This window comes from Erythrobacter sp. (genome assembly GCF_011765465.1).
In the GTDB taxonomy this organism is placed as follows: Bacteria; Pseudomonadota; Alphaproteobacteria; order Sphingomonadales; family Sphingomonadaceae; genus Erythrobacter.
On sequence record NZ_CP050265.1, the window covers coordinates 1,818,135 to 1,837,457 of the forward strand.

Annotated in this window: 20 protein-coding genes; 12 read left to right on the forward strand and 8 right to left on the reverse strand. The window is 68.3% G+C overall.

The features are described from left to right. Position 1 precedes the first annotated feature (1 nt). Both G9473_RS08715 and G9473_RS08720 read right to left on the reverse strand, forming a co-directional pair. Positions 2–1,099 (reverse strand): cysteine desulfurase family protein, encoded by a 1,098-nt coding sequence (locus tag G9473_RS08715; RefSeq protein WP_291132553.1) that lies wholly within the window; start codon positions 1,097–1,099, stop codon positions 2–4. Then, positions 1,096–2,088 (reverse strand): aminotransferase class V-fold PLP-dependent enzyme, encoded by a 993-nt coding sequence (locus tag G9473_RS08720; protein ID WP_291138364.1) that lies wholly within the window; start codon positions 2,086–2,088, stop codon positions 1,096–1,098. The genes G9473_RS08715 and G9473_RS08720 overlap by 4 nt, the downstream gene beginning before the upstream one ends. A gap of 177 nt (positions 2,089–2,265) precedes the next feature. Between G9473_RS08720 and G9473_RS08725 the strand changes: the two genes are divergently transcribed. Continuing rightward, complete coding sequence (locus tag G9473_RS08725; RefSeq protein ID WP_291132554.1) at positions 2,266–2,922, forward strand: alpha/beta hydrolase; 657 nt, start codon at positions 2,266–2,268, stop codon at positions 2,920–2,922. A gap of 199 nt (positions 2,923–3,121) precedes the next feature. Then, the gene (locus tag G9473_RS08730; RefSeq protein ID WP_291132555.1) at positions 3,122–3,814 is read left to right on the forward strand and encodes an energy transducer TonB; all 693 of its coding nucleotides are present in this window, start codon (positions 3,122–3,124) and stop codon (positions 3,812–3,814) included. Between the two features lie 18 nt (positions 3,815–3,832). On the opposite strand, the gene G9473_RS08735 is transcribed toward G9473_RS08730, so the two are convergent. Beyond that, positions 3,833–4,048: a hypothetical protein gene (locus tag G9473_RS08735; RefSeq protein ID WP_291132557.1), complete on the reverse strand. Its 216-nt coding sequence runs from the start codon at positions 4,046–4,048 to the stop codon at positions 3,833–3,835. 115 nt (positions 4,049–4,163) lie between these two features. Between G9473_RS08735 and G9473_RS08740 the strand changes: the two genes are divergently transcribed. Together G9473_RS08740 and G9473_RS08745 are read left to right on the forward strand one after the other, a co-directional pair. Beyond that, entirely contained in the window at positions 4,164–6,053 is a 1,890-nt protein-coding gene (locus tag G9473_RS08740; protein ID WP_291132559.1) for a DUF885 family protein, read from the forward strand. Between the two features lie 126 nt (positions 6,054–6,179). Then, positions 6,180–7,820: a DUF1570 domain-containing protein gene (locus tag G9473_RS08745; RefSeq protein ID WP_291132560.1), complete on the forward strand. Its 1,641-nt coding sequence runs from the start codon at positions 6,180–6,182 to the stop codon at positions 7,818–7,820. 17 nt (positions 7,821–7,837) lie between these two features. Here G9473_RS08745 and G9473_RS08750 read toward each other — a convergent pair whose 3' ends face one another. Both G9473_RS08750 and G9473_RS08755 read right to left on the reverse strand, forming a co-directional pair. Continuing rightward, the gene (locus G9473_RS08750) at positions 7,838–8,197 is read right to left on the reverse strand and encodes a hypothetical protein (protein ID WP_291132562.1); all 360 of its coding nucleotides are present in this window, start codon (positions 8,195–8,197) and stop codon (positions 7,838–7,840) included. 117 nt (positions 8,198–8,314) lie between these two features. Next, positions 8,315–9,922: a phosphoenolpyruvate carboxykinase gene (locus tag G9473_RS08755; protein ID WP_291132564.1), complete on the reverse strand. Its 1,608-nt coding sequence runs from the start codon at positions 9,920–9,922 to the stop codon at positions 8,315–8,317. A gap of 302 nt (positions 9,923–10,224) precedes the next feature. Between G9473_RS08755 and G9473_RS08760 the strand changes: the two genes are divergently transcribed. From G9473_RS08760 to G9473_RS08790, 7 genes are all read left to right on the forward strand, one after another. Next, positions 10,225–11,103 carry a response regulator transcription factor gene (locus G9473_RS08760; protein ID WP_291132566.1) on the forward strand — a complete coding sequence of 293 codons (879 nt, stop codon included), beginning with the start codon at positions 10,225–10,227 and terminating at the stop codon, positions 11,101–11,103. A 121-nt stretch (positions 11,104–11,224) separates the two neighbouring features. Next, the gene (locus G9473_RS08765; RefSeq protein ID WP_291138367.1) at positions 11,225–12,760 is read left to right on the forward strand and encodes a stimulus-sensing domain-containing protein; all 1,536 of its coding nucleotides are present in this window, start codon (positions 11,225–11,227) and stop codon (positions 12,758–12,760) included. Positions 12,761–12,768: 8 nt separating this feature from the next. Beyond that, a complete protein-coding gene (locus G9473_RS08770) occupies positions 12,769–13,218 on the forward strand; it encodes a serine kinase (protein ID WP_291132568.1) in 450 nt (149 codons plus the stop codon). 76 nt (positions 13,219–13,294) lie between these two features. After that, positions 13,295–14,233, forward strand: coding sequence for an RNase adapter RapZ (rapZ, locus tag G9473_RS08775; protein ID WP_291132570.1), 939 nt, complete (start codon positions 13,295–13,297; stop codon positions 14,231–14,233). Positions 14,234–14,293: 60 nt separating this feature from the next. Then, positions 14,294–14,731, forward strand: a complete 438-nt coding sequence (locus tag G9473_RS08780) for a PTS sugar transporter subunit IIA (RefSeq protein ID WP_291132572.1) — start codon at positions 14,294–14,296, stop codon at positions 14,729–14,731. A gap of 32 nt (positions 14,732–14,763) precedes the next feature. Next, on the forward strand, positions 14,764–15,054 hold the full coding sequence (locus tag G9473_RS08785) for an HPr family phosphocarrier protein (protein WP_291132575.1): 291 nt from the start codon (positions 14,764–14,766) through the stop codon (positions 15,052–15,054). 20 nt (positions 15,055–15,074) lie between these two features. Further along, positions 15,075–15,875, forward strand: a complete 801-nt coding sequence (locus tag G9473_RS08790; RefSeq protein ID WP_291132577.1) for an RNA methyltransferase — start codon at positions 15,075–15,077, stop codon at positions 15,873–15,875. A 251-nt stretch (positions 15,876–16,126) separates the two neighbouring features. On the opposite strand, the gene G9473_RS08795 is transcribed toward G9473_RS08790, so the two are convergent. From G9473_RS08795 to G9473_RS08805, 3 genes are read right to left on the reverse strand one after another with little or no spacing between them, the layout of a single operon-like run. Continuing rightward, a complete protein-coding gene (locus G9473_RS08795; protein WP_291132578.1) occupies positions 16,127–16,831 on the reverse strand; it encodes an SH3 domain-containing protein in 705 nt (234 codons plus the stop codon). 54 nt (positions 16,832–16,885) lie between these two features. Beyond that, positions 16,886–18,322: a DNA recombination protein RmuC gene (rmuC, locus tag G9473_RS08800; RefSeq protein WP_291132580.1), complete on the reverse strand. Its 1,437-nt coding sequence runs from the start codon at positions 18,320–18,322 to the stop codon at positions 16,886–16,888. A 59-nt stretch (positions 18,323–18,381) separates the two neighbouring features. Further along, positions 18,382–18,768 (reverse strand): DUF1622 domain-containing protein, encoded by a 387-nt coding sequence (locus G9473_RS08805; RefSeq protein WP_291132582.1) that lies wholly within the window; start codon positions 18,766–18,768, stop codon positions 18,382–18,384. 108 nt (positions 18,769–18,876) lie between these two features. Here G9473_RS08805 and G9473_RS08810 point away from each other — a divergent pair, with 108 nt between their 5' ends. After that, the gene (locus G9473_RS08810; protein ID WP_291132583.1) at positions 18,877–19,290 is read left to right on the forward strand and encodes a four-helix bundle copper-binding protein; all 414 of its coding nucleotides are present in this window, start codon (positions 18,877–18,879) and stop codon (positions 19,288–19,290) included. Positions 19,291–19,323 lie beyond the last annotated feature (33 nt).

The following is a 19,323-nucleotide window of genomic DNA, read 5'->3' on the forward strand; positions in this document are numbered from 1 at the left end:
CTCACGGCCACTGCCCTCCGGCGGCATCGACGATCGCGCCTGCCGCCTGTTCTATGTCGTCCATGCGCGTGTAGCGCCCGAAGCCGAGCCGGATCGAGCTTTTCGCCTCGCGCTCGCCGAGCCCGATGGCGGTCAGCACATGGCTCGGTCGGCCCGACCCGCTGGCGCAGGCGCTCCCGGCGGAGAACATGACATTGCGGCAATCGGACATCAGGCGGGCAACGTCCAGCCCCTCGCGGCGGATATTGAGATTGCCGTGCCATCTTTCGGTGGCGCTGCCGTTGAGGGTCCAGTCCGCGAAGAGTTCGCGCGCGCGGGTCCACAGGGCCTCGACGTGCTCGGCATCTTCGGCCATGCGTTCCTCGGCGATCTGGGCGGCCGCGCCGAAGCCGGCGCACAGCGCGGGCGAAAGCGTGCCCGAGCGCAGGTGCGCCTCCTGCCCGCCTCCGAACATCAATGGTGCGAGTTCCACCCCATCGCGCACCCACAGCGCGCCGATGCCCTTGGGCCCGTGGATCTTGTGCGCCGAGATCGCGATCATGTCGGCATCGAGCTCGGTCAGGGGCACGCGGCCATAGGCCTGCACCGCGTCGACCAGCACCAACGCGCCTGCCTGCCGGGCGACCCGCGCGATTTCGGCAAGGGGATGGCGCGTGCCGATCTCGTTGTTGATCGCCATGGCGGCGACGAGGCCGGTATCGGGACCAATCGCGCCTTCGAGCGCGGCGAGATCCGCGCGCCCGTCCCGCTCCACCGGCAGCACGGCAAAGCCTCTCCCAGTCGCCTCCACGGGCCGCGCGCAGTCGAGGACGGCGGCGTGTTCCGTGGCGAAGGTCAGCACGTCGCCGCTTGTCCCACGAAGCGCGGTGTTGAGCGCCTCGGTCGCGCCGCTGGTGAAGACCACGCGCCCGCCCGGCGGCAGCAGCGCGGCGACCCGTTCGCGCGCCGCCTCGACCGCGGCGGAGGCCGAGCGGCCCATGCGGTGCGCGCTGTGCGGATTGCCGAAGCCGCTCCCTTCCGGCCCTTCGAGCCAGCGCAGCATCGCCTCGCGCGCCTCGGGCGCGAGCGGGGTGGTGGCCTGGTAATCGAGGTAGATCATGCGCGCGCGAACTCCCGCCATTGCTCGCAGAACCGCTCCACCTCTTCGCGCGTCGTCGACCAGCCGACCGAGACGCGGATCGTGTTCGCGGCGATGCCCGCATCGAGCCCCATTGCCTCGAGAACGTGGCTCGTCTTCATCGTGCCCGACGAACAGGCCGAGCCCTGCGAGACGGCAAAGCCCGCCATGTCGAAGCGCATCACCTGCGCGCTCCCGCTCATGCCCGGCATGGCGAGCGCTCGGACATAGGGCGTGGGGTCCGCAAGAGTATCTCCAAGCCATGTCCCGCCGAGCGCGCGACAGTCCGCGGCCAGCGCCTCGAAGGGTTCGAGCACGTCGGGCGCGACGTAAGGCTCGCCGCAGGCCTCGAGCGCGGCCGCCATGCCGAGCGCGCCGGGCAGGTTCTCGGTCCCGCGCCGGTATCCGCGTTCGTGCCCGCCGGAAGGCTCCAGCATCGCGTAATCGCGCACCAGCAACGCGCCCACGCCGATCGGTCCGCCGAACTTGTGCGCCGAGACGATGGCCATGTCGCAAGGGGGCAGCGCGAACCTACCCGCCCCTTGCGCGCAATCGGCGAGCAGCAGCCCGCCAGCCTCGTGGACGATGGCGGCGATGGCTGCGAGGTCCTGCCGGTTGCCGGTTTCCGAATTGACCTGCTGCACCGCGACCAGCGGGCGCTCGCGCTGCACCGCTTCGCGCAAGGTGTCGAGGTCGAGCGCGCCATCAGGGCGGACCGGCAGGCGCTCGGCATCGGGCGCGGCTTTGAGGATCGCGTCGTGTTCGAGAGCGCTCACCAGCCGCGCGCGCGCCTTGGCGCGGGTCAGGGCAAGCTCGGCGCTTTCGCTCGCGCCGCTGGTGAAGATCAGCTCGCCCTGCCAGCCGAGCGCCGCCTTGATCCGCGCGCGCGCGTCCTCGAGCGCCGCCCTCGCCTTGCGTCCTTCGGCATGGGGGCTCGACGGGTTCGCCCACTGCGCGAAGCCTTCCTCCATCGCGCGCCTCGCCTCCGGACGCAGCGGCGAGGTCGCGGCGTGATCGAGATAGATGCGCGTCACGCTGGGATCACCCGACAAAAAATTGCGAAATTGCCATCGCGGCCTATATAGAGCGCGCTTTCGCGGGGACCAACCGGTCGTCCGCCATCGATTCTACGCAAGGTTCACACCCAGATGCCCTCAGTCATCTTCCCCGGCCCCGAAGGCCGCCTCGAAGGCCGTTTCTCCCCCCCGCCGCGCCCGCGCGCGCCGGTCGCGCTCATTCTCCACCCGCATCCCGAAGGCGGCGGCACGATGAACGACCGGATCGTGCAGCGGCTCTACAAGACCTTCGCCGACCGAGGTTTCGCCACGCTCCGCTTCAATTTCCGCGGGGTCGGGCGCTCGCAGGGCAGCTTCGATTCGGGCGTGGGCGAGTTGTCCGACGCGGCTTCGGCTCTCGACTGGGTGCAGTCGATCCATCCCGAAGCGCAGACCACCTGGGTTGCGGGCTATTCCTTCGGCGCGCTGATCGGGATGCAGCTTCTCATGCGCCGCCCCGAAGTGCGCGGCTTCATCTCGGTCGCGCCGCCTGCGAATATGTACGACTTCTCCTTCCTCGCGCCCTGCCCGGCCTCGGGCATCTTCGTCCAGGGCGCGGCCGACACCGTGGTCCAGCCCGCGGCGGTGCAGAAGCTGGTCGACAAGCTGCGCACACAGAAGCACATCACCATCCACCATGAGGAAATACCGCGCGCCAACCATTTCTTCGAGAACGAGCTCGAGGAATTGATGGGTTCGGTCGACAATTACCTCGATTTCCGGCTTTCTCCCGACTGCCCCATAAAGTGACGTCGTACATGCGGGGTCTTTCCGAAACTTATTCTTTGCGTAATTAAATTGCGCAAGTAGGATTGGTTTCAATCCGCGACGGGTCGCAAAGCGCAACTCGAAACAACTTCGTTTCCTTCCCGTTTGACTATAGCCTCCCTGTCGAGCGGGCCGTCCCCTACGGCCCGCCGCCCAGGAGGCAACGGGAAAGGAGCCTTTCATGAACTATGTCGCATCCCGCGCGAAGCCGAACCCGGCCGCGCTTGCCGGCGCGCTCGGCGTGCCGACCGCTATCGCCACGCTGCTCGTCGCCGGCCTCGCCGTCACCGTCGTCGCGCCCGAATTCGTGCCCAACCCCGAGGCGACCCAGATCGAGGACAAGCCGGTGCTGGTCGAGGTCCCGCCCGAGCCCGCAAGGCCCGAGCGGCCCGTCGATCCCGCCGCGACCGCGAACCGCGACAACCTGATCCTTCCGCCCCGGCCCGACCGGCCCGTCGACAGCGCTTTCGACTTCGGCGAAGCATCGCCCATCGAAAGCCTCCCCGGCGCGGGCGAAGCGATCGGGGACATCGGCGACATCGGCCCCGTAGGGCTGCCGCCCGGCCCGTCCTTCGCCGATCCGGTGCTCGCGAAGCCGCGCGGCAATCCCCGCGAATGGGTCACGGATGCCGACTATCGCGCGCGCTGGATTCGCGAAGGGATGAGCGGCACGGCGCGCTTCACGCTCGCGATAGAACCTTCGGGCAAGGTCGGCGAATGCACCATCACGCGCTCGTCCGGCCATGCCGAGCTGGATGCCGCCACCTGCCGCCTGATCGAGCGCCGCGCGCGCTTCGAACCGGCGCGCGATGCGCAAGGCAACCGCGTCGCAGGGAGCTATTCGAACGCGATCAACTGGAAGATCCCCGATTGATGGCGGGGCCGGGGAGGCTCAGCCCTTCCCGGCCTCCTCCAATCCGTCCAATGGCCGCGTCCCGTCCTCGCCCGGCACGGTCCAGATGAGGACATTGGCGAGCGCGACCAGCGCCAGCACCACCATCAGCGCGGGGTTCCTGACTTCGCCCGTGCGCCGCCACAGCACGAAGGCCCCGGCGAGCAGCGCGAGCGCCGCCAGCATCACGATCGAAAGCACGATGTCGGTGTTCATCAGGTGTCCTTAGCGGCGAATGGGCCGCGCGCGATATGATCGCCGAGCGCGCGCGGATCAAGCGCGCCGGGCCGCGCGATTGACACCTCGCCCCCGGCCTTTAACACCCGCGGGCATGAGAGAGAGCACCCCCACCACCATCGCCGCCCGCCCCGTCAACCGCCGCGAGGCGCTCGGCACGCTTGGCGGCGTCTCGGCGCTCGCCCTGCTGCCGGGCTGCGCTGCCGGATATTCCCAGCCGAGCCTGCGCGATGCGCCTCCGGCGACGCTGACGCCGGGCGAGATGCTCGACAAGATCGCCTACGCCATGCTCGAACACGAACCGGGCCGTGCGACCGGGCTGGGCATCGACAACGGCGAATTCGCAGGCTGGCGCGGGACGTTCGGCACGCTTGGCGAGGAGGGGCGCGAAGCCTATGCAGCGACCCTGCGCAGCTCGCTCGAACAGGCGCGCGCCTTTCCGCGCGAAGGGATGAGCGCGGACGAGCGGGTCGGCTTCGAGGTCGTCGAAACCGCCTTCGCCAGCGCGTTGGAGGGCATGGCGCTGCCCTATGGCGAAGTCGCGGTGGGAAGCTGGCGCAACGCGCCCTATGTCGTCATCCAGAACGTCGGCGGCTATATCGACTACCCGCGCTTCTTCGGTTCGACCCAGCCGGTGCGCTCGAAATCCGACGTCTATTTCTACCTCAATCGCCTCAGCCAGATTCCCGCCATCCTCGATGCCGAGCGCGAGCGGATGCGCGAGGCGCGGGGTATGGGCGTGGTGCCGCCTTCCTTCCTGCTCGACAAGGCGATCGCCCAGATGGAAGCGAGCATCGCTGCCGCGAACGAGGGCACGCCCTATGCCGGCCCGCTCGCCGAGGGCATCGCGCAGAACGTGCCCGACGGCTCCTTCGACCAGCAGGTGGAGATGGCGCGCGAAATCAGCCGGCTCGACATCGCGCCCGCGCTCGACAAGCAATTGGAGGAGCTCAAGGCCCAGCGCGCGCTTGCCACCGACGATGCCGGGATGTGGGCCCGCCCGCGCGGCGAGGAATGGTACGACTGGGCGATCCGCGCCTCGACCACGACGAGGCTGTCGCCCGACGAAATCCACGAACAGGGGCTTGCCGAACTGGCCGAGCTGCACGGGAGAATGGACCCGATCCTCAAGGAAATCGGCTACACCAAGGGCTCGGTCGGGGAGCGGATGCAGGCGCTGTCGAAAGACCCGCGCTACCAGTTCGCGCCGGGCGATCCGGGCCGCGCCGAAATCATGGCCTTCATCAAGGAGCGCATCGACTGGATCAGGGCGCAGATGCCGCGCGCCTTCACTCAGCTGGTCGATCCCAATCTCGAAGTGCGCCGTCTGCCGCTCGCCGAAGAGCCGGGCGCGCCGGGCGCCTATGGCGGGGCGGGCAGCAAGGACGGGACGATCCCCAGCCGGATGTGGATCAACCTGCGCACCACGGACCTGCACCGCAAGTACGACCTGGCCGACCTGACCTATCACGAGACGATCCCCGGCCACGTGTGGGAAGGCGAGTTTTCCAACCGCCTGCCGCTGATCCGCTCGATCCTCGCCTTCAACGCGTTCAGCGAAGGCTGGGCGCTCTATGGCGAGCAGCTCGCCGACGAACTCGGCGCCTATGACGATTTCAAGGTCGGGCGGCTCGGCTACCTGCAGAGCCTCGCCTTCCGCGCCTGCCGGCTGGTGGTGGACACGGGGCTGCACCACAAGCGCTGGACCCGCGAGGAAGGCCGCCGCTTCTTCGTCGAGGAGAACGGGTCGAAAGCCGAGGAAGTGGCATCCGAAGTCGATCGCTATTGCAGCTGGCCGGGGCAGGCCTGCGGCTACAAGGTCGGCCACACCCGCATCGTCGAGGAACGCGCGCGGGCGAAGGCGGCGCTCGGCGGAGCGTATGACCTGCGCGATTTCAACACCGCGGTGATCCTCGGCGGCAATGCGCCCCTCAACGTGGTCGAGAACACGGTGAGCCGATATATCGCCGAGGCGCGCGGGTAAGGTCGCTCGCGCCGCGCGGTCTTGCCAAGTGCTTCAATAATCGAGGTTTCGAGGTGGCAATGTAAAACCGCCTCGTTATAGTCCCGCCTGCCGACCAGCGTATCGCAGACGCTCAAGGGGGGACTCATGATTACCGACATCGCGCGCCTTTTCGCCCGCGCGGCCGCGTTTTTCGCCGCCGCGCTCGTTCTCGCCGTGCCTGCGCAGGCCGAATGGCACCGGGCCGAAAGCGAGCGTTTCATCATCTATTCCGATTCGCGCGCGGATGATCTTGCCGAATTCGCCGAGACGCTCGAACGCTACCACGTCGCGCTCTCGCTCGAGACCGGGCGGCAGGTTCCCGTGCCGAGCCCGTCGAGCCGGCTCACCGTCTACATGGTCGGCAGCCGCGACGACCTCAAACGGCTCTACGGCTCGCGGCGCTCGGCGGTGGGGGGCTTCTACATCCCGCGCGCCAACGGGTCGGTCGCCTTCGTCCCGAATGTCCGCGTGCGCGTGCGCGATGCGGGCCGCGGGCGGGTCGGCACGCGCTATTCGCGCAGCGTCAATGTCGGCGTGGACCCCGCGCTGTCGACGCTGCTGCACGAATATGCGCACCATTTCCTGATCGGCTCGGCCCGCCATGCGATGCCGAGCTGGCTGAGCGAAGGGGCGGCGGAATATTTCTCCTCGGCGCGGTTCAACGAGGACGGATCGGTCGATATCGGCCTGCCCAACAACGACCGCGCGTGGGAACTGAGCCAGGCCGCGCCCGTGTCGCTCGCCGAACTGCTCGATTACGAGCTCTACCGGGAGAACAAGGGCAATCGCTACGATGCCTATTACGGCAAGGCGTGGCTGCTCTATCACTACCTGCGCTTCGAGCCCTCGCGCGCGGGCCAGCTTGCGACCTACTGGCAGGCGGTCGCGCAGGGGGCCGGGTCTCTCGAGGCGGCGCAGGCGATTTTCGGCGACCTTGGCAGGCTCGAAAAGGAACTCCACGCCTACGCCACCCAGCGCCGCATGGCCGGGATGCGCTTTGCCGCGGACGACATCCGGATCGGTGCGGTCCGGGTCGAGCCGCTGTCGGAAGGGCACGCGGCGATGATGGACGTGATCCTGCGCTCGAAGCGGGGGGTCGACGAGGAACTCGCCGCCGAGGTGGTCGCCGATGCCCGCGCGGTCGCGGAGCGCTATCCGGGCGATGCGGAGGTGCTGGCAGCGCTCGCCGAGGCGGAATACGACGCCGGGAACGACGACGCGGCGATTGCCGCTGCGAGGCGCGCCATCGCGGCGGATCCTTCCGTGACCAACGCCTATGTCCAACAGGGCTATGCCCTCTTCCGTAAGGCCGAAGCGGCGCAGGATGCCGCAGCCGCCTTTGCCGCTGCGATGGCTCCGTTCGAGGCCCTCAACGCGCTCGAGACGAACCACACCCAGCCGCTGATCTATTACTACCGCAGCTTCACGCGGCAGGGGATCAGCCCGCCCGAAGACGCGCGCTTCGCGATCGAGCGGGCGACGCAGCTCGCCCCGTTCGACAAGAACCTTGCGATGGAAGTCGCGGTGATGAAAGCGGGCGAGGGACAGCCGGCCATCGCGCGCTACCTGCTCGCGCCGGTCGCGGCCGATCCGCACGGCGGCAGCCGCGCGGCGACTGCGCGCGAGATGATCGCTGTCCTCGAGAAAGTGCCCGACGGGCGGCGCGTGACCTTCAAGAACCTAGGCGAGGCCGGGGACAAGGAAGGCGATGACGGGGATAACGGGGGCGGAGGCGAGGGCGACTGAGCCTCGCCCGCACCCGGTCAGCCCTTCCCGCCGAACAGCCCCTTCGCCATGCCGGCGATGTCGTCCATCGGATTGCCGTCGCCGTCGAAATCGAGCAGCCCCGCAAGCAAGGACGGATCGTCCTGCACCATGCGCGCGAATTCGCCGAGCGAGCCCTCGCCGCCGATCTGCGCCACGATCTGCGACAGGACCCCGGTGTCGAGCCCGGTGCGCTGCGAGGCGAGTTCGACCGTGTCGCCGTCCATCTGGTGCGTGCGCGACAGCACCGCGATAGCCTTTTCCGCCAGCCCCGGGTCGATCCCGACCTTGCTGGCGAGATTGGCCACGTCGTCGGGCGCCCCGCCCACATTCTTAAGGATACCGTCGAGCACGCTCATACCCGTCCTCCCTCTGGTGACCGCGCGAAGGGGATTCGCGCGCGGGACGCGATGATGACAGGCTGATTTTCCGGTGCAAGGACACTCCCTGTTTTCGGCGGGGAGCGCCCCGCCCGATCAGGCCGCGACCGGCGCCGCCTTCCGCACGCCCTCGTCGACGTGCTCCGCGAATTCCGCGAAGTTGTCGATGAAGAGCTGCACCAGCTTCGCCGCGGTCGCGTCGTAATCGGCCTTGTCGTCCCATGTGCTGCGCGGGTCGAGGATCGACTGCTCGATCCCCGCCTCGGACAGCGCCGGGACCGAGATCGGCACGTCGAAGCCGAAATTGGGATCCTGCCGGAACTCGACATTGTCGAGATCCCCGTCGAGCGCGGCATTGAGCAGCGCGCGGGTCGCCTTGATCGGCATCCGCTTGCCGACCCCGTATTTCCCGCCGGTCCAGCCGGTGTTGATGAGCCAGCACTGCACCCCGCCAGAGGCGATCCGCTCTTTCAGGAGATTGCCGTAGACGCTCGGATGGCGCGGCATGAAGGGCGCGCCGAAGCAAGTCGAGAAGGTCGCTTCCGGCTCGGTCACGCCGATCTCGGTCCCGGCGACCTTGGCGGTGTAGCCCGACAGGAAGTGATACATCGCCTGCTCCGGCGTCAGCCGCGCGATCGGAGGCAGCACGCCGAAGGCATCGGCGGTGAGCATCACCACGTTCGACGGCACGGGGCCGAGGTTCTTTTCGCTCGTGTTGGGGATGAAATCGATCGGATAGGCCCCGCGCGTGTTCTCGGCGAGCGAGTTGTCGTCGAGGTCCAGCTCGCGCGTGTCGGGGTCCATTACCACGTTTTCGAGCACCGTGCCGAACCGGCGAGTCGTGGCGTAGATTTCCGGCTCGGCCTCTTCGGACAGGCGGATCATCTTGGCATAGCAGCCGCCTTCGAAATTGAAGACCGCGGTGTCCGACCAACCGTGCTCGTCATCGCCGATTAGCGTGCGGCTGGCATCGGCCGACAGCGTCGTCTTGCCCGTGCCCGACAGGCCGAAGAAGACGCTGGTCTTGCCGTCGGCGGAGATATTGGCCGAACAATGCATCGGCATCACCCCCTTCGTCGGCAGCAGGTAGTTGAGGATGCCGAAGACGCTCTTCTTCATCTCGCCGGCGTATTTCGTGCCGCCGATGAGGATCAGCTTTTCCGAGAAATTGACCGCGATCACCGTCTCGGAGCGGGTGCCGTGGCGTTCAGGGTCGGCGCGGAAGCTCGGCAGGTCGATGATCGTGTATTCGGGAGCGAAATCCGCCAGTTCATCGGTGGTCGGACGGACCAGCAGGGTGCGGATGAACAGGTTGTGCCAGGCGAGCTCGTTGATGACGCGGACATTCACCCTGTGTTCCGGCTGCGACCCGCCGAACAGGTCGGCGACGTAGAGCTTTTCCTTCTGCGCCACCGCCTTCATGAAATCGGCCTTCAGCGCGGCGAAATGTTCGGGCGTCATCGGCACGTTGACCTTGCCCCACCACACGCTGTCCTCGGTTTCGGCGTCGCGCACGATGAACTTGTCCTTCGCGCTGCGCCCGGTGTGCGCCCCGGTTTTCACCACCAGCGCGCCGTGCTTCGACAGGGAACCCTCGCCATTGGCAAGCGCGGCCTCGACCAGTTCTGGGGTGGAGAGATTGGGGTGGATTTCGGCCGGGGTCTCGATGCCCTGGCCGGCAAGCGAATGGGCGAGCGGGGTCAACTTCTTGATCTCCTGATCCGGATGGTGCTGATGCGGGCCGTCATATTCGTCTTCGTTTCGGAAGGCCGGCGAATGCACAATCGCACCTCACGAATGCGGAGCGATTCGCAATGGTCCAGACCCCCTTGGCGCTTGGGCATAGGGGCGCGCCGCGGCTCCGTCAAACCGGGCTGCGGCAGGCCGGGGCGAGGCTCGTGCGGACCGCCCTGCAGGCGCGCGGCAGGCCCCGCGGCGTTGCCCTGACGGGGCGCGCGCGCTAATCCGGCACGAGGGGGCAGAGCGCGCGAGAGAGGAAGGCACGAATGTCTGGCAGCGACGAGGCAAGCGGCGCAAGCGGACCGCCCCCCGGCCCCGATGCGCCCGTCTCCGCGGACGCGCCCCGGCCCGCGTCCCCGCCCCCGCCCGTGACGGCGCAGGGCCAAGCCGCCCCTGCGACCGGCGCTCCCAAGGGCGGCGAAATCGCGCTGGTCGACGATGATCGCAACATCCTCACCACCGTCTCGATCGCGCTCCAGGCCGAAGGCTTCGTCACGCGGCTCTATTCGGATGGCGAGACGGCGCTCAAGGCGCTGCTCGACAATCCGCCCGACCTTGCCGTGTTCGACATCAAGATGCCCAAGATGGACGGGATGGAACTGCTGCGCCGCGTGCGCGAACATTCGCCGCTGCCGGTCATCTTCCTGACCAGCAAGGACGACGAGGGCGACGAGGAAGCGGGGCTGGAACTGGGTGCGGACGATTACATCTCCAAGCCCTTCAGCCAGCGCCTGCTGATTGCCCGCATCCGGGCGATCCTGCGGCGGGCCGAACCGCTTCGCGCGAGCGGCGCAGAAGGAGGCGAGAGCAGCGGCGAAGGCGGTGGGGCCGAGGCGGCGCATCCGACCATCGCGCGCGGGCGGCTGTTCATGGACCCCGCGCGCCACCACGTCACGTGGGACGATCGCCCGGTCAGCCTCACCGTGACCGAGTTCCTGATCCTCGAAGCACTCGCCGCCCGGCCCGGCGTGATCAAGAGCCGCAACCAGTTGATGGATGCGGCCTATCCCGACGACGTCTTCGTCGACGACCGGACCGTGGACAGCCACATCAAGCGAATGCGCCGCAAGTTCCGCAGCGTCGATCCCGAATTCAGCGCGATCGAGACGCTTTATGGCGCGGGCTACAGTTTCAATGACGGCTGACCGCAGCGGGCCTGCGGCGCGGCCCGCCGCACCCCTCCCGCCGCGCGCGCTCTCGCCCGCCCGCGTTCCGGGCCGCCTGCCGCCGGGCGCGCGGCGGGGCGCGGGCGAGGGCAAGTCCGCGATGCGTTCGGGCGAACAGTTCACCACCACCGGCCGTTTCGCGCTGACCGCGCGCATTCTCGTGGTCAACATCATGCCGCTGGCGCTGCTGGGCGGCGGGCTGTTCTATCTCGACGGCTATCGCACGCAGCTCATCAATGAACGCTTCAAGCTCGCCCGGATCGAGGCGCAGATCACCGCCGAGGCGCTCGCCGGGGCGACCCGCGAGCGGCAGGAGGCGCTGCTCGTCCAGATCGGCAAGGAACAGCGGATGCGCCTGAGGATGTTCGATGCCGAGGGCCGGCTATGGGCCGACAGCTTCGCGCTGGCCGAGCCCGCCTTCCAGTTCGACGACATCACCGACGACAGCTGGGACCAGCAATTCGCCCGCTGGCTGGACCGGACTGTGGACACGATCGTCTCGGCCGAGCCGGTGCAGGACTATATCGAACCCGAAGCGCAGGAGGCCGATGCCTGGCCCGAACTCGCCCGCGCTCGCGAGGAAGGGGTGAGCCAGGTGCGGCTCTACGACTGGCGCGACGGAACGCCCGTCATCACCGCGGCCGCGCCGGTCGGCCTCAACGGCGCGACCCTGCTGACCGTGCGCAACGCGGTCGACATCACCGAAAGCGTGCGCGCGGCGCGCTCGACGCTGGGGATAGCGGTGCTGTGCGTGCTCGCCGCCTCGATCCTGCTCTCGCTCTTCCTTGCGCGGACCATCGTCACTCCGCTGCGCCAGCTCGCCAAGGCGGCGATGCGGGTGCGCGCGGGCCGAGAGCGCGAGGTCGAGGTGCCGCGCCTGCCCGAACGCCGCGACGAAATCGGCCTGCTCGCCCGCGCGGTGTCCGACATGACCGGCGCGCTGCGTCACCGGATCGACGCGGTCGACAGCTTCGCCGCCGATGTCGCGCACGAGATCAAGAATCCGCTCGCGTCGCTGAGGAGCGCGATCGAGTCCCTCCCCCGCGTCGAGGATCCCAAGCTGCGCCGCGAGCTCGAACAGATCGCGACCCACGATGTGCGCCGGATCGACCGGCTCGTCTCCGAGATCTCCGATGCCAGCCGGATCGACGCCGAGATGAGCCGCGCGACACTGGAGCGGATCGACCTCGCCGAACTCGTGCGCGCGATCATCGGCAGCCGCGAACACCGCTCCGAGAACGAAGGCCGCGCGATCGAGCTTACGACGCGCGGTTTCGCCGCGAACGTGGCGGGAGTCGGCGCGCGGCTCGAGAGGGTGGTCGAAAACCTGCTCGACAACGCGGTGTCCTTCTCACCGCCCGATGCGCCGATCGAGGTCGGGATCGACAATGACGGCGACTGGGTGACGCTGACCGTGTGCGACCACGGGCCCGGCATCCCCGACGACGCACGCGACAAGGTGTTCCAGCGGTTCCATTCGGTCCGGCCCGAGCAGGAGGATTTCGGCAACCATTCCGGCCTCGGCCTCGCCATCGCCCGCGCCATCGCCGAAGCGCATGACGGCACGCTTGCCGCCGATGCCCGGCCCGACGGCGCGCGCGGCGCGTGCCTGCGGCTGCGCCTGCCTGCAGCCTGAGCGCAGGCATGGCGACCTCGCGCGAAACCGTCCTACAGGCGAGCGCGGTCGCGATCGGCGGGCGCGCGCTGCTGATCGAAGGGCCGCCGGGCAGCGGCAAGTCGAGCCTCGCACTCGCTCTGATCGACCGCGGCGCGGGCCTGATCGGGGACGATGCGGTGAGGCTTTCGCGCAGGCCGGACGGCGTGCTGGTCGCATCGCCCCCGCCCAATATCGCCGGGCTGATCGAATTGCGCGGTGTCGGCCTAGCGGCGCTCGAGACCGCCCCGCCCGCGCCGGTCGCGCTGGTACTCGCCCTGCCCGGCCCGGGCGATGCGTCACCCGAGCGCCTGCCCGAAACGCTCCCGCGCCGCGCCCTGCTTGGCTGCAATGTGCCGCTGCTGCGCTTCGACCCCGGCGGCATCGCGCCGGCTGTTCGCGCCGAGTGGGCGCTGCGCCTCCACGGCCTGTCGCCATGAGCGCTTCCGCACCCTGCAGGGCAAGGTGCAAAAAAGGCGCTTCCCATTGCCGCCGCGGGGCGCGAAAAGGCGCGCCATGACGCAAACGGGCGAAACCGACACTCCTGCGGGCGAGACGAGCCGCCAGCGCCTGCTGCTCGTCACCGGCCTGTCGGGCGCGGGCAAGTCGACCGCGCTCGACGTGCTCGAGGACCTCGGCTGGGAGACGATCGACAATTTCCCCGTCCGGATGCTCAAGCGGCTGGTCGCGCGCCCCGGCGAGGAACACGGGAAGCTCGCGATCGGGTTCGATTCGCGCACCCGCGGCTTCGTCCCCGCCGATGTTATCGCGCTGGCGAAGGATCTCGCCGGGCGCGAAGGGCTGACCACCAGTTTCATGTTCATCGACTGCGCCGATGCCGAGCTTGAGAGGCGTTACAACGAGACGCGCCGCCGTCACCCGATGGCGCAGGGCCGCCCGGTTCTCGACGGGATCGCCGCCGACCGCGAACTGCTCGAGCCGCTGCGGCGCTGGGCAGACATCGTGATCGACACGACCACGCTCTCCACCAACGAGCTGCAGGCGCGCGTGCGCGAACTCTTCGGCGAACGCAGCGGCGACGAGACGACGCTGACCATCTCGAGCTTCGGCTTCGCGCGCGGGATGCCGCCGCTCGCCGACCTCGTCTTCGATATGCGCTTCCTCGACAACCCGCACTGGGTTCCGGGCCTGCGCGAACTGACGGGGCGCGATGCGGCGGTGGGGGCGCATATCGAGAAGGATCCCGCCTTCGCCGACGCCTTCGCGCGCATCCGCGACCTGCTCTTGACACTGCTCCCGCGCTACCATGCCCAGAGCAAGGTCTATGTCCACGTCGCTTTCGGCTGTACCGGGGGAAGACACCGCTCGGTCTACACCGCCGAGCGCATGGCAGGGGCCTTGCGCGAGGCGGGTTTTTCGCCCACTGTCCGCCACCGCAACCTCGCCTCGCGCGCCGCCGACGAGCTGGAGCGCACGCGGACCGGGGCGACATGATCTCTCTCCTCTCCAAAGAGGCGCGCCAACGCCCTTAGAATACACGGATTTTTGCCCCGCATGATTGGTTTGATCCTGGTCACACACGGCCGCCTTGCCGACCAGTTCGTCGAGGCGATGGAGCACGTCGTCGGGCGGCAGGAAGGAATCGCGACGGTCTGCATCGGACCGAACGACGACATGGAACAGCGCCGCGCCGAGATCGCCGAAGCGATCGCCGCGGTCGATGCGGGCGAGGGCGTGATCATCCTCACCGACCTGTTCGGCGGGACGCCTTCGAACCTCGCGATCTCGCTGCTCGACGCAGGGAGGGTCGAGGTGATCGCGGGGATCAACCTGCCGATGCTGATCCGCCTCGCCGGCGCGCGCAAGACGATGGGCGTGGTCGAGGCGGTCGAAGCGGCGCAGAGCGCCGGGCGCACCTACATCACGGTGGCGAGCGAGCTGCTCGGCGACGACAGGAGCGCGCCGCGCAAGGCGAGCGGCGGATCGGGCTGAGCGCGCCGGAAAGGCCGGGGAGAGGGGCCGGGATGAACGAGAACACGACCGAAATTCGGCGAGAGGTGACGATCGTCAACCGTCGCGGCCTCCATGCCCGGGCGAGCGCACGTTTCGTCGGCGCGGTGAGCGCCCTGCCCGAAGGCGTAGACGTGCGCGTGGCGAAGGACGGCAACAGCGCGGCGGGCGGGTCGATCCTCGGCCTGATGATGCTCGGCGCGGCCAAGGGCGACACGGTCGAACTGATCGTCGCCGGCGACAACGCGGCTGGCGTGATGGACGAGCTTGCCGCGCTGGTCGAAAGCGGCTTCGGCGAGGACTAGGGCGCAGGGCCGGCACTTCGATGCGCAGACACATCACCGGTTTCTCCAACCCGACGGTCAAGCACTTGCGTTCGCTGCGCGACAAGAAGCACCGGCGGCGCGCGGGCGAATTCCTCGTCGAGGGGCTGCGCCTGCTCGAGGACGCGCGCGCCAGCGGCCGCCTGCCGCGCCTGCTCGTCATGGCCGAGGAGCGAAGCGCCCACGACCTGCTCGCCCGGCTCGAGGCCGAGGTCGAGGCGGCGGGCGGCGAGATCGTCACGACGACGCCCGACATCCTCTCCAGGATCACCGGCAAGGCCAATCCGCAGGCGGTCGCGGGGGTCTTTGCCGAATGGGACACGGGGCTCACCCGAATCGACCGGAGTGCCGCGCCGATCTGGCTCGTCGCGCAGGACCTGCGCGATCCGGGCAATCTCGGCACCATGCTGCGCACCGGCGACGCGGTGGGCGCGGGCGGGCTGATCCTCGTGGGCGACTGCGCCGATCCCTTCAGCGCCGAGGCCGTGCGCGCGAGCATGGGGGCGGTCTTCACCGTGGCGCTGGCGCAGGCGCGGTGGGAGGAATTCCTCGGCTGGCTGCGCGGCGGAAAGGGCCAGCTCGTGGCCGCCTCCCTGCGCGATGCCGTGCCCTATCGCGGCGCACCTTACGAAGCGCCCTGCTTCCTCCTCGTCGGCAATGAATCGCAGGGTCTGCCCGAGGCTTACGAGGCCGAATGCGACCTGCGGGTGACCATGCCGATGAAGGGCCGGGCCGATTCGCTCAACGCAGCCGTTGCCGGTGCGGTGCTGGCCTATGAGGTGCTCGCCGCGCTGGGGGAATAAGGCGCGAAAAGCGGACAAAGATTACACCCTGTCACCTTTACTTGGAACAGACGTTCCGTTCGTTTCCAGCGACATAAAGCGGGTTTCGGCGAGCGGACGGACAGGGAGGACGGGCCTGTTTTCGTTCCCCCCCCGTCGCATGGATCGCGCGTCGTGGCGGTTTCGGACCGTGGGAAAGAGCCGGGCGCGATGATCGGCCTGCCGCGCCAAGTAGGAAATGGCCCGGAAGGCCCCAATCCGCGGCGTCCGCTTCAATCCCCCGCAACGAAGGCGGTGAGCCGCCATTCGCCCTCGACCCTGCTTGCAACCAGGCGATAATCGACGAGACTGCGCAGATAGGCACGCGCAATATAGCCTGCCTGCCCGCCGAGCGTTTCGACCCGCGCATAGGGGCGCGTGGCCGATTCTTCGGTGTAAGGTTCGACAAGGCGGACGTAGTCCCAGCTGACCGATCCGATCACGGGCGCATCGAGCGATGGGCCGGAGCGCAGGCGCACGCCCTCGCCGGTGACGATATGGGCCTCGAAGGCGTCGAAAGGCGGATCGCGGTCGGCAACGAAATACCAGGGCCAGGAGGCATAGGTTTCGCCGCCATCGCCGTCGACCGGTTTCGAGAGACCGCACCCCAGCGCGAGCGCGCGGTCGATCTCGTCCCACAGCCGGTAATCCGGCGCATTCAGCCGGCGGCGCAATTCCGCCTTGCCCGAGCCGCCACCGAAGTCGAGCAGGATACCGTCATCGGCAAGCGCCAGCAGCGCATCGGCATCGCGCGCGGCGAGGGCGCGTTCGAGATGTGCGACGAGTTCGGCGAGCCCCGGCACAGCGCTGCATTCATCGCGCGGGGCGAGCGGGCCTGCGGGCGTTTCCGCATGGCTGCCGAGCGGGAGCAGGAGCGCTGCACCCAGCACCGCGACAACGCGCGCCTCTATCGATGAAATGCGCCTGCTTCGCCCCATATGCTCCCCCTTGCAACTGATGGGAAAGTGGCGCGGCCCCGCGCTCCCTGCAAGCTATTCCGCAGCGTCGCGGTCCGCCGGAAGCGCCGGATATTCTTCATCCACCCCTTCGGCATCCTCAGCATTGTAGCGCGGCGCGGCTTCGACCAGCGGGACTTCCTCGATTTCCTTGGCGATCTCGAGGCCCTTTTCGGCCATGCGCCGCCCGGAGGTGAGCACGTTGCGCTCGAAACTGCCGACGAACTTGTTGTAGTTGTTGACCGCCGTCTCAAGGCCGCCACCGACGCGCTTCATGTGTTCGGCGGCCACCCGCAGCCGGTCGTAGAGTTCGGCGCCCATGCGTCCGATCTCCGCCGCCTCGCTCGCCATCTTGTCCTGCCGCCAGACCTGCGCGACCGTGCGCGCGATCGCTACAAGGTTGGTCGGCGTCGCCAGCAGCACCTTGTTGTGGAAGGCGAAGTCCCACAGTCCCGGATCGTGTTCGAGCGCGGCGGCGACGAAATGTTCGCCGGGCACGAACATCACGACGTAATCGGGCGCGTCCTCGAACTGGCTCTGGTAGCCCTTGCTCCCCAAGGTCTGCACGTGATTGCGCATGGATTTGGCGTGGAGATCAAGGTGACGCTTGCGCTCGGCATCGTCCTCGGCCTCGAACGCGGCCTGGTAGGCGTTCAGCGACACCTTGGCGTCGATCACCAGCTTCTTCTGGCCCGGCACGTTGACGATCGCATCGGGGCGCAGCCGCCCGCCCTCGGTCTCGACCGATTGTTCGAGGCTGAAATCGGTGTGCTCGGACAGCCCGCATTGCTCGAGCACGTTCTGCAAGGCCCGCTCGCCCCAGCGCCCGCGCGCCTTGGGCGCGTTGGTCAGCGAATTGCCGAGCCGCTGCGCTTCCTTGCGCACTTCCTCCTGCGAGAGGCGCATGCTTTCGATCTGCTGGTGCAGGCGCGAGAAGGCATCGGCGCGCTGTTTTTCGAGCGTGCCGACCTGTTCCTCGTATTTCTGAAGGCGTTCGCTGACGGGCTTCAGCAGGTTCGCGACCGCTTCCTTGTGCTGGACCTGCGCTTCGCCCAATCGCTTGGTCGCCTCGCTGTCGAAGCGCTCGCGCGCGGCCTCTAGCACCTTGGCGCCTGTATTCTCGAATTCCTTCAACAGCTTCTCGCGCGACTCCTCGAGCAGGCGCTTCTGCTCCTCGAACCCGGCGCGCTCGGCGCGGAAGGTCGCGTTCTCGCCGCGCATCTTCTCGAGCTCTTCGGAGAGACGCGCCGCGTGGGACGCGCGCTCGTTCGCCGCCGAAAGTTCCGCCTTCGCATCCGAAAGATCGACCCGTGCCTCCCCCAGTTCGGCGACCGCCGTCTTGAATTCTTCCTCACGCGAGGCGAGCCTTGCGCGCAGGTCCGCGACCGGGCGCGCGCCGAACCAGTGGCCTGCGGCAAGGCCGAAAATCGCGCCGACCAGCAGCGCGCCGAGAGCGAGAATCGTCGGGTCCATGCTGCTTCCCTACACGGAACGAATAGGGAACGCCAGAGGCTTTTCCATGATTTCCCCGACTATTGCCCGCCCCTCTGCCCCTTCCCTTTCTGCCAGGGCCAGCGCCCGTCGATCTCGACTTCGAGACTGAAGGAAAGGAAGGTCCGGATCAGCACGATCGCGCCCAGCACCAGCACACTGTCGAGCGTCGGGTCGACCGCCACCGTCAGGATGATGTCGGCCGCGACCAGCAGTTCGAGGCCCGTGAGGATCGCGCGGCCGAGCATCCGGCGAAAGCGCGCGATGCTGTCCTCTTCGTCCTGCTCGCTGCGCTTGCCGCGCAGCGAATCCTTCGCCAGCCGGCCGAAAGCGATAAGCGCGCCGAGGATGATCGCGGCAATGCCCGTAAGCTCGAACCCGCGCGCCACGGTCTCGGTGATGAGCAGCATTGTTTCGTCGTTGACCATGCAACGCCAACGGGCGGCGGAGCGGGCGCGTTCCGCTCTGAGCGGGCGCGATCTCGGAACCGATTGCCCGCGCGGCTCGCTTGTCTGGGTGAAGGAGGAGCGAGCCCCATGTCGATCAAGGAAATGCTCAAGGAACATCCGCTGGACAGCGGCGATCACGGCGACAAGCTGGGCGAGGCGGTGAAGCACGCCATGTACGGCGCTGCGATCATGAACGCCTGCGCCGATGCGTGCCTTGCCGAAGCCGATGCCGAGGACCGCGCCGAATGCATCCGCCGCTGCCTCGATGCGTCCGACGCCTGCACGGCGTTCACCCGCATCGCCTCGCGCCGGGTGGGCGGACACGTCCGAACGATCAAGGCGGCGGGCGCTGCGGCGATCATCGCCTGCGAGGAATGCCACGCGCTGTGCAAACAGCACGAGGACGCCCATTGCCAGCGCTGCGCCCGGATGTGCGAGGAAGTGATCCGCGACGCGAAAGCCGCCGTGCAGGGCCTCGTCGACAGCGAAGCGGCGAGCTGAAGCGCGCCGTTCCCTAGCGCGCTGATACGGCGC